This window comes from Caldisphaera sp. (genome assembly GCF_023256325.1).
Lineage (GTDB): Archaea > Thermoproteota > Thermoprotei_A > Sulfolobales > Acidilobaceae > Caldisphaera.
On record NZ_JAGDXI010000020.1, the window covers coordinates 1 to 9,951 of the forward strand.

General features: G+C 29.2%; 6 protein-coding genes. 4 read left to right on the forward strand and 2 right to left on the reverse strand.

The annotated features are described in order from the left end of the window. Window positions 1–100 precede the first annotated feature (100 nt). From Q0C16_RS03165 to Q0C16_RS03180, 4 genes are read left to right on the forward strand one after another with little or no spacing between them, the layout of a single operon-like run. The gene (locus tag Q0C16_RS03165; protein ID WP_292319591.1) at window positions 101–1,345 is read left to right on the forward strand and encodes an exonuclease SbcCD subunit D; all 1,245 of its coding nucleotides are present in this window, start codon (window positions 101–103) and stop codon (window positions 1,343–1,345) included. Next, entirely contained in the window at window positions 1,345–4,149 is a 2,805-nt protein-coding gene (locus Q0C16_RS03170; RefSeq protein WP_292319592.1) for an AAA family ATPase, read from the forward strand. Before Q0C16_RS03165 ends, Q0C16_RS03170 begins: the two co-directional genes overlap by 1 nt. A gap of 4 nt (window positions 4,150–4,153) precedes the next feature. Continuing rightward, on the forward strand, window positions 4,154–5,323 hold the full coding sequence (locus Q0C16_RS03175; RefSeq protein WP_292319593.1) for a DNA double-strand break repair nuclease NurA: 1,170 nt from the start codon (window positions 4,154–4,156) through the stop codon (window positions 5,321–5,323). Window positions 5,324–5,333: 10 nt separating this feature from the next. Continuing rightward, window positions 5,334–6,887 (forward strand): ATP-binding protein, encoded by a 1,554-nt coding sequence (locus tag Q0C16_RS03180; protein WP_292319594.1) that lies wholly within the window; start codon window positions 5,334–5,336, stop codon window positions 6,885–6,887. Between the two features lie 489 nt (window positions 6,888–7,376). Here the strand turns inward: Q0C16_RS03180 and Q0C16_RS03185 are convergent, their stop codons facing one another. Both Q0C16_RS03185 and Q0C16_RS03190 read right to left on the reverse strand, forming a co-directional pair. Next, window positions 7,377–8,141, reverse strand: a complete 765-nt coding sequence (locus Q0C16_RS03185) for a crotonase/enoyl-CoA hydratase family protein (protein WP_292319595.1) — start codon at window positions 8,139–8,141, stop codon at window positions 7,377–7,379. 5 nt (window positions 8,142–8,146) lie between these two features. After that, window positions 8,147–9,832 carry an AMP-binding protein gene (locus tag Q0C16_RS03190; RefSeq protein WP_292319596.1) on the reverse strand — a complete coding sequence of 562 codons (1,686 nt, stop codon included), beginning with the start codon at window positions 9,830–9,832 and terminating at the stop codon, window positions 8,147–8,149. Window positions 9,833–9,951: the final 119 nt, after the last annotated feature.

Consider the following 9,951-nt stretch of genomic DNA (forward strand, 5'->3'; position numbering starts at 1 on the left):
AATATTTTAATTATTTTAATTACGCATTCCTATTTGAATTCTTACATGGAATAATATTTAAGAGGTAATACATATAAATAAAATAAAGGAGGTTCAAAAATTGCAAATCGTTCATATGTCAGATCTTCACATTGGTGCTAGACCGTATAATGAAAACACCATTTATGATGATATAAAAGAAGCCTTTGATCAATCTGTTGAAATGATAAAAAAAGAAAAGCCTGATGCATTCATAATATCTGGAGACCTATTTGATAGTCCAAAGCCAGATAACGATTCTTTAAAATTTGTTATACAAAGGTTTAAAGAATTAACTAACTTGGGGATACCTATAATATTAGCTCATGGAGAGCACGATACACCAGGGAGAAGAGAATCAACAATATTGCAAGTAATTTCTTCAGCTGTAGATAAAGTTTATGCACCTGTATATGAGTCAAGATCATCAGATAAAACAATGCCTAAGGAAAAAACTTACGAAGAAATTGTTAAGAATACAACAATTTCAGTTAACAAATTAAACATATTTGTATATCCATTTAGAAAAGCTAATTTAGATTTTAGAAGGCAACTTGCTAAAGAATTACTGCCTTATTATAATGAAGCGATAAAAAAGGTTAGCGGAAAGAGTGTTTTCGTTGCACACTTTTCTATAGAACCAATATTTCCTCAAGATGCCTTGGTTTCTGTAAATGAACTGCCAGAAGCAAGTTATATAGCAATGGGCCATATACACAGGAGGTGGATTAGCAAAGAAAAAAAATATTATGCATATCCTGGGTCATTATACCCAATAGAATCTAATGAAGCAAGATTATCCAATAAGAGAGGTCCGTTACTTATAGATCTTTCTACAGATGTCCCTGATATTCAAGAGATAGATATAAAGGTAAGAAAAAATGTCGTAAAAGAACTGGAAATAATGAATGAAAAGGAAATTTACAATAAAATAAAAAGTATAGTTGATATTGAGAAAAGATCATTAGAAAAAAATGATAAGAACCCTCTTATTTATTTAAAAATAAACATACCAAAAAACGTATATTCAAAGATAGTTTTACAAAACGTAGAAAAAGTGAAAAATGAAGAAAACCTAGTTATAATACCTTTATTAGAAAGAATAAATAAAGATATAGAAGAATCTCATTCAGTAAAATCTTTGAGCAAAAGCGTGTTAGATCCAGTAAATATAATGGTTAATGAATTTAAAATTAAAGAAAGCACAGCTAGACTGTTAATAGAGTTAAGAGATGCTGCATTTGAAAAAAATGAGGATAGAGTAAATGAATTGTTATCCAGGCTATCAGAAAGCAGTTTTGAAGAGCTAAAAAAGGTGTTAGAATAATGGGATATTACATTATTGATTCAATATCATTAAAAAACTTTCTAAGTCACGAAGATACAAAAATAAATTTCTCACCAGGCAGCATGGCATTAGTTGGTGAAAATGGAGCTGGAAAAAGTAGCATACTAGAAGCTCTATTCTTTGCGTTGACTCTAAAACCTTGGAGAGACAGATCTTATTTGATAAAAACTAATTCAAGTAAGGCAGCAGTAACAGTTAAATTAAGGGAATTAGAAGGAAATAATACATTAGAGCTCATTATATATTTAACAAGAAGAGGCAAGGATGGATTAAATACAGAAGTCACTTTAAAAAGAAATGGCAAGGTTGAAGCATCAAAGGTCGAAGATTACAAAAATATTTTAAAGCAATATTTGAACATGCAATCATTACCTGATGTAAGCGATTTTTTACAGAGCTCAATTATAGTTAAGCAAAATATTTTGAGCAATATAGCAAGTAAAATGAGTGATTCTAGAAAAGACTTTAAGGAATTGATAGAAAGTGCTTTGGGAATAAAATTATATAAAGAAGTTGAAGAAAATTTAACAGAAATAGATGTTAAGCCTAATAAAAATGAAGAAAGCGTTGGAATTTATAATATAAAACAAAGGCATAGAGATAATTTGAAAGAAGCTATTGAAAAGAAAAAAAATGAAATAACTAATATAAATAAAAAATTGAATGAAATTATTAAAAATGTAAGAGAAAAAGAAACACAAAAAATTATTATTGAAAATAAAAAAGAAGAAATTAATAACGAATTGTCAAGTTTGCAAAACAAAATTATTGAATTAAACGTTTTGAAATCTAAAAAAGATTCCATAGAATCTGAAATAAATAAAATTAAATCTGATATAAATTCCATAGAATCTGAAATAAAATCTTTAGATTTTAAAATCGCTGAAATAGAAAAAATTAGGCCAATTGCAAATATGCATAATCTTGTTGAAGATTATGATAAATTGGTTGATGAGAATAGAAGTCTTGAAAATGAAATAAATCAACTAGAACATATAAAACATTATTATGAAAAAATGTCAGAAAATAGTGAAATTGAGAAGGAATACGAGGAATTAAGTAAGAAAATTGAAGAACTAAGAAAAGAAATAGATTCAATGAAGATCGATCTTGCACGTATAAAAGAAATAAATAAAAATTATAATAAGAAAAGAGATAAAATTAACAATATTTTAAATATTAATGAAAAATTATTAAAGAATTTAATTGATATTAATGTTTTGAAAGCATCTAAGGATATAGCAGATTCTTTAAATAGTATTATAGAAAAATTAGAAGATTATTATGAAAAGTTGGAAAAGGAAAATGAAGTAAATAAAGAAAAGGAAAAAGAAATAGGTAATAAAATAAGTACTATCAATTATAACATTAAAGTAATGAAAAACTATATAACTGTTTTAGAAAAGCCTGGAGAGAGCAGCGAATGCCCAGTTTGTCATAGCAAATTAACAGGCAAAACTATAAGTGATTTGAAAAATAGCTATATTGAAGAAATTAAGAAGCATGAAAATGAACTAAAAGAACTTAATAAAGAAGACATAGAATTAAATAATAAAATAAAGCTAATTGAAAATGAATTGAAATCATTATTAAACATAATCAACGAACTTAAATCAATAAGCGATGAAATAAGTGATGAAATGAAAGTATCTGAGAAAAAACTTTTATTAATAAGCTCTGAACTAGAAAACAAAACAAAGGAATTCAATGAAATTAAGAAAAAATTCGATGAATTAGAGAGAGGACATAATGAATATATAAGCGCTTTAGAATATTTTAAATTTATTAATTTAGATATAAAAGATATTTCTAAAAAGTTGGAGGGGTATGAGAAAAAAGTTGTAAGTTATAATGAAATTAAAAATAGAATTAAAGAAATTGAAAAAACATTATTGAGGCAAACGAATTCTAAAACTATGGAAGAAGCTAAAAGTAAAATTAAGGATGCAGAATCAAAGATTAATTTATTGGATAAGTATAAAGAAGACAAAGAGAAATATGAGCAAGAGCTAATTAATAAGAAAAAAGAGTTAGATGAAAAAGTTAGAGAATTTGATGAAATTAATTCTAAGATAAATTCTATGGTGGGAATAGAAGAAGAAATAAAGAAATTAAAGAATGAGGCTGATGATTTAGAAAATCAATATCAAAAATTAATAAAAGAAATAAGCACCTTAGAAGGTGAAAAGAAAGCAAATGAAGATAACTTAATTAGATTAAAAAACGAAATAGATGCCTTAGATGAAATAGAAAAGAAAGTAACCGTTGGTCTTGCATCAATAAATATTTTTGACAAAATCCAGAGGTCTTTATATAACAATGCATTAATTTCATTAGAGAATGAAATGAATAATGTCTTTTCTAGGTTTGGCCTCGATTATTCTAGAATAGAAATAAGAGAGAACAGTGAAGGGAATTTAGGAGTTTACGTTATAGATAGAGAAGGTAATGAAAGACCTATATCTATTTTAAGTGGCGGAGAGCAAAATGTAATAGCATTAACATTTATAATTGCCTTAAATAAAATAATTCAAGCTAAAATAGGCTTTTTGGCATTAGATGAACCAACTGAAAGCTTGGATGAGCAAAGAAGGAAGATCTTGGTGGAGGTTTTAGGGAAATTGACCGAAAGCGAAACAAGTGAAGTTCCTCCTCCGGTATATCAATTGCTCTTAATAAGTCATCATAGTGATATAATGGATAGTATAGATCAGATATGTAGTGTAAAGAAAGAAGAAGGCGTATCAAAAGTCTTATGCCAAAATGGAGAAAGTTTCAGGTGAGATTATGGAATCAAATTTAGTTAATTCAGTTTTAAAAAATAAAGATGTTATATTAAATATAATAAAAAAATTTCCGTATGAGAATAAATGCAAAATAGATTGGAAAGAACTACCAGAAAAAAGAGATGTCATTGAGTATTCAGCAGAAGATGGAGGGGATGTAGTTTCTGAGTTTGAGACTTTTACTATCTATGCAGTAAAGTCATACTCAAAGGTGTTTAATAATACAAATATTAAAGACAAAGCTGAAGAAAGAGCTTTTTTTGGTTTATTATTGCCTCCAAAATATTCAATGTCAAGAGTTTCTCTATATAGAGAAATTTTAGAAGCAAGCTCCTCATTAAATTCGATACCAAATAATGGCATATTTTTATTTGATGGAAGTATAGTGCCAATAATAGCTTGGTGGAGGCCTTTATCTTCGATAAGGAACGGCTATATGCTAAATTCATTATTAGAAATAGCTAAGGAAAAGATAGAAGAGAGCAGTGAAGGAAATATAAAAGATATAGGGGAATTGATAAGTGAAAATGTAAGTCATCCAAAAATGCCTGAGCTTTTAATGAAAAGAGCATTAAATGGGTATACTTTGGATGACTCAGATTGGTATCTTGCATTGGAAATATTGGAAAAATTGTATTCATATAAAATTCTTATTGAAAAAATATGGGAAAGCAATTCAATCCCAACATTTATAACTAAAACTAGTAGATCAAGGGATTTTTGTAAGGGCAATTTACCTGACGTTCATATAATTAGAAAGGCATATCCTTCAACTCCAGGTTATTTGATATGGGAAGATAGTATAAGGTACGGTTCATATAATATAACCGGTGAAAGAAAGGGGGATAAAATGTTCCCCGATATAAATGGTATTTCAGATTTTTATGAAAAAAGGTTAGGAGTTTTGAAATTGTACGCTAGATTATCAACAGGTGGACCTATATTACAAATAGAGTTTTTATTTGATACGCAAAAAAGTGTGAAAAATTATGAAGATCTGGCCCAAGAACTATTATCAAAGCTTATTTCAATTCCTCTTCAAAGAGGATATCCAACACCTCTTGTTTTAGCGCATCATCATGCTGTGATAACATATGATGATATGGAATCATTAATTAAGATTTGTGGGTTAGAAGGTGAAGTAAGAGAAAGAACAATGCTTTATTTTTAGGGTGATATTTATGGGATGTAGTGAGATTCCGTTAGGGTGGATTGTGGGAGAAAGCGAGCCTGAGAAAAGCGTAGTTATATTTTCAGAAAATAATCAAGATAACCAAGGCGTAAGATTATCAGCTGGTATGTATTTGACTGTAGAAACTCCTGGAGGTTGTGTTTTAGGTATAGTAGAAAAATTAATATCAGGAAGTAGGCTTTTACCTCAGAGCGTTACTGATCCTGAATCTGTAGGTTCTGTAATTTCTGCTATATCGCATGGAGAACTAGTTAAGGAATCTTATCTTAAAGGTTCTGTAAGATGGCTTAGTTATTTAGAGACATTAAAAAAAGGATTAATAGAATCTCCTAAGATACCTCCAATGCCAGGTACAAATGTTTATTTGGCTAAAAAAGAAGATTTAAAAGATATTTTTGGAGGACCAGAGGAGCAAGGTTGGATAGCAATTGGTAAGTTATCGTCTTTAGCTATTTCGAATATAGAAGTTGACTATAAAATAAATGTAAATAAAATACAAAGGCATTTAGCAATTCTTGCAGTAACAGGAGGTGGAAAAAGCAATACTGTATGTGTTCTTGCTAAAAAAATAGTTAATGATTTAGGAGGTACGGTTGTTTTATTTGACATGCATGGAGAATATGGTAACTTAAACCTAGGTAATAAAGGTAAAGTTATCAAGCCTACTATAAATCCAGCTGTAATGGAATTTAGTGAGCTTAAAGATTTAGCAAGATTTCCAGTTAATGCAATAAATCAAGAAAGAGTTTTAAGAAAAGCGTGGAATGAGACAAAAGAGGAGCTAAAGCAAAACAAGATAAGTGTAGCTAAATTCATGGATAAATTAAGAGAAAAACTAGATGATAAAAAAGCTGATAGTCAAACTAAAAAAGATGTTTATGGTGTTCTAAACAAACTAGATGATATCGAAGATTACTATGGAGAAGTTTTAGATTCTAATACTCCTTTGAATCTACAGCAAATAATAGAGCCTGGAAAGTTAACAGTTTTTGATTTAAGTGAGTTAGACGAGATAGGAGCAGATGCTGTTGTTAGTCATTATTTAAGGAGAATTTTACAGCAAAGAAAGCTATCTAAAAGAGGTAAAAATGGTTATCCTGTTCCATTATTTGTCGTAATAGAAGAAGCTCACGTATTAATACCAAACAATGACAATACTTTGAGCTTGTATTGGGCTTCAAGAGTAGCAAGAGAAGGAAGAAAATTTGGGGTCGGCCTTATTTTAGTAAGTCAAAGACCGAAAAACGTTAACTCTGATGTATTGAGCCAAACTAATAATAAAATAATTTTAAAAATGGTTGAACCGCAGGATATAAAATATGTTCAAGAAGCAAGTGAGGAATTAAGCGACGATTTAGCTGGTTTATTACCAAGTTTAAACCCTGGAGAAGCAATAATAATAGGAAGTATGGCTAAATTACCCGCATTAGTAAAAATAGAGCTTTGCGACAGCAAAAAATTAGGTAGCGATCTCGATTTAATATCTGAATGGAGAAGTAGAAAAAATGAATTGAGCAGCGACGATTTGCAATCTAATTTTTAATAAAGATTTAGATTATTTTAAAAATAAGATTAATTTTTGGTATTTTATATGTTCTTCTAAATTTAAGATTAATAGGAAACTTATTTCAGCAAAAGAATTCACGACTTTTATTTTTATATTTTTATTTAAAATATCAATTAATAGTTTTATTTAGACTTCTGTCTATTTTATCTAGTGCAGCAACTTATAAGGCTTCGTCAGATAGTATATTAAACAGGTGAAAAAATATGAGTAATCTAGTATATAGTAAAGAGGAAAAGAAAATAATAATTGATGTTAGCAAAAAAGATGAAAAAGAATTAGAGTGGTATGAAGTTGCAGTAATTGCTGAGGGCGCATAAGTATAAATTTGATTTTAATAATTTATTGATAATTATAAATTTGTGGGAACTTGATTTTAATAATTTGTTATTGTGAATTAAGAAAAAATAGGCCTGATAGATTGACTTAAATCTTTAAACTAAGGTCTTTATTTAATAAAAATGTAAATTATTTAATTATTTCTCCATGTCTTCCCAATCCTTTTTTAAAAAGCTCACTCCCATTTATCAACTCATTAGTTTTTATAGAGTCTATACCGTATTTCATCTCAATGTTTAATCCATCGCTTAATCTTCTTCCTAGACCTTCATAAACGGAAAGTCTATCGTTTCTTAACGTGTTTTGTGGAAAACTGCTTATCATTTTAGCTATTTCAATGCTTTTGTTTAATACTTCATCATCTTCTACTAAGTAATTTATTAAGCCTATTTGATATGCCTCTTGTGCGTCTATTAGCTTACCGGTTAAAATAAGATCCAATGCCCTTCCCAAACCTATTATTTTAGGAAGCCTTTGAGTTCCTCCATCTATTAATGGGACACCAAATCTTCTTTCCAAAAATCCAAATTTTGAATTCTTTCCTGCAACCCTTATATCAGCCCATAGGGCTATTTCTAATCCTCCTGCAACACAATAGCCATTTATAGCTGCTATAACTGGTTTATTTATTATTAGTCTTGTAAAGCCTAAAGGACCATTAGGATTTTCAACCCTATTCAATAATCTTTTAACATCGTATAGATTTGCGCCTGCTGAGAAATTATTTCCTGAGCCAGTTATTATAGCTACGTTAAGGTTATCGTTTTTCTCAAAATTTATCCATATTTTTTCAAGTTCATTTGCCATATCAAAATCTACAGCATTTCTATTATTTGGATCATTTAAAGTTACTATTAATATGTTTTCAATAATTTTTGTTAATACCTTTTCCATATTGATCATCTTCTAGTTGATTGTAATTTTTGTTTTATATATAAATTCATATCTACAGTATCATTAGTTATACCTTGATTGCGTAATTTATATTTCTCTATTCTTCCTGTTGGAGTTCTTGGTAAGGAATCTACAAATCTAATATACCTTGGTACCCAGAATTTAGGCATGTTTTCTAGACAAAAGTCGATAATTTCTTCAGGATTAACCTTTTCTTTTAACGATATTACTGCCATAACTTCATCTTCTCCTATTTCGGAAGGAACAGGGATAACTGCAGCTTCCTTTATTTTGTCAAATTTTAATAAAGTTTGTTCTATTTCATAAGATGAAATATTTTCTCCTTTTTTCCTTATAGCATCTTTTGCTCTGTCTACAAAGTATAGATAGCCATTTTCATCAAATACACCTAAATCACCTGTATGGAACCACAATCCCTTAAACGCTTCTATAGTTTTATCTGGCATGTTATAATATTCTCTAAAAATTGCCCATGGTAGTTTTGGTCTGACAACTATTTCGCCAACCTTATTTGGTTGCAAAGAAAATCCATCTTCATCAACTATATCTATTTCAAAGGGTGGTGCAGGTTTACCTGAAGATCCTGGGGGTACCTTTCTTTCTATAACTTCATCATAGGGACTAGTTACTGGTATTCTTGCTTCTGTTGATCCATACCCTCCCGTTATATAGATGTTAAATCTTTTTACTGCTTCTAGCCATACTACCTTGGACGTATATGCTATAGCTATTAGTTGTCCATGATTTATTTCTAAATCGGTCTTTGGCTGCTTAAATAAAATTTCTAAAATTGGTCCAACTGCATGAAAATGAGTTATATTGTATTTGTTTATATCTTCCCAAAAACGGCTAGCGTATAATGTTTTTACTAAAACCATTTTTGCGTTAGCTAACATGGAAGATATGGTTGCTAAATCTAATGCCATAATGTGATATAATGGTAGGTAAACATAAACATTACTGTTTGGCGTTACTCCACCTGCATCTATCATATCTAAGGCCGTATAAATAAATTGGGCATGTGTATCTGCAACCACTTTAGATGGACCTGTTGTACCAGAAGTAAGTATCATTGCTGCTATGTCGTATGGCTTTTGATTGGACACTGCTTTTTCATTACTAGATTTAAGTAGATCCTTATATAACATCCACTGAGTTTTTATTTTATTCTTTAATTTATCTTCTACGTCGCCAATTATTATTAAATTCTTTATTTTATTCTTTAATTTATCTTCTACGTCTATAAATGCTTGTAATAATTTTGAATCTATTATTAAATGGCTTGTGTCAGATTTTTCTAAGTTATATATTAGAGGATCTTTAATAAAGTTTATATTGACAGTAACAGGAATAGCACCTGCCTTTAATATACCAAAGTAACTTATTATCCATTCTGGAGAATTATTTGCAAAAATGGCAATTTTTTCATCCTTATTAATTCCTAAAGATTTGAGCCCGGCAAAAAATGACGTACTTAAATCATTAACTTCTTTATAAGTAAATTCTCTACCATCTTCATATATAAGCCAAGTCTTTTCTCCATTTTCTATTGATTTGTTTTCGATTAGTTTGACTAAATTAGGGTATCTTTTCACAGCCTCTAAATAAATATTGATATCATAAAAGCCTTTTTTGGCTGTAGGATCAGGAGGAAATATTTTATTACTCATCATTATCACCCTATAGTTTATCATTAATTCCTGAGGCATAGTAAGCCAATTTTTTGCTTCCTTCATAATTATATGATCTGTATAATTCTATAACACTTGCTTCTATGGATCCTTCTGCG

Excerpts from the sequence above, each read along its gene's own strand:
- Q0C16_RS03170 (WP_292319592.1), top strand. The coding sequence starts at position 1,345 with ATGGGATATTACATTATTGATTCAATATCATTAAAAAACTTTCTAAGT.
- Q0C16_RS03175 (WP_292319593.1), top strand. The coding sequence starts at position 4,154 with ATGGAATCAAATTTAGTTAATTCAGTTTTAAAAAATAAAGATGTTATA.
- Q0C16_RS03180 (WP_292319594.1), top strand. The coding sequence starts at position 5,334 with ATGGGATGTAGTGAGATTCCGTTAGGGTGGATTGTGGGAGAAAGCGAG.
- Q0C16_RS03185 (WP_292319595.1), bottom strand. The coding sequence starts at position 8,141 with ATGGAAAAGGTATTAACAAAAATTATTGAAAACATATTAATAGTAACT.
- Q0C16_RS03190 (WP_292319596.1), bottom strand. The coding sequence starts at position 9,832 with ATGAGTAATAAAATATTTCCTCCTGATCCTACAGCCAAAAAAGGCTTT.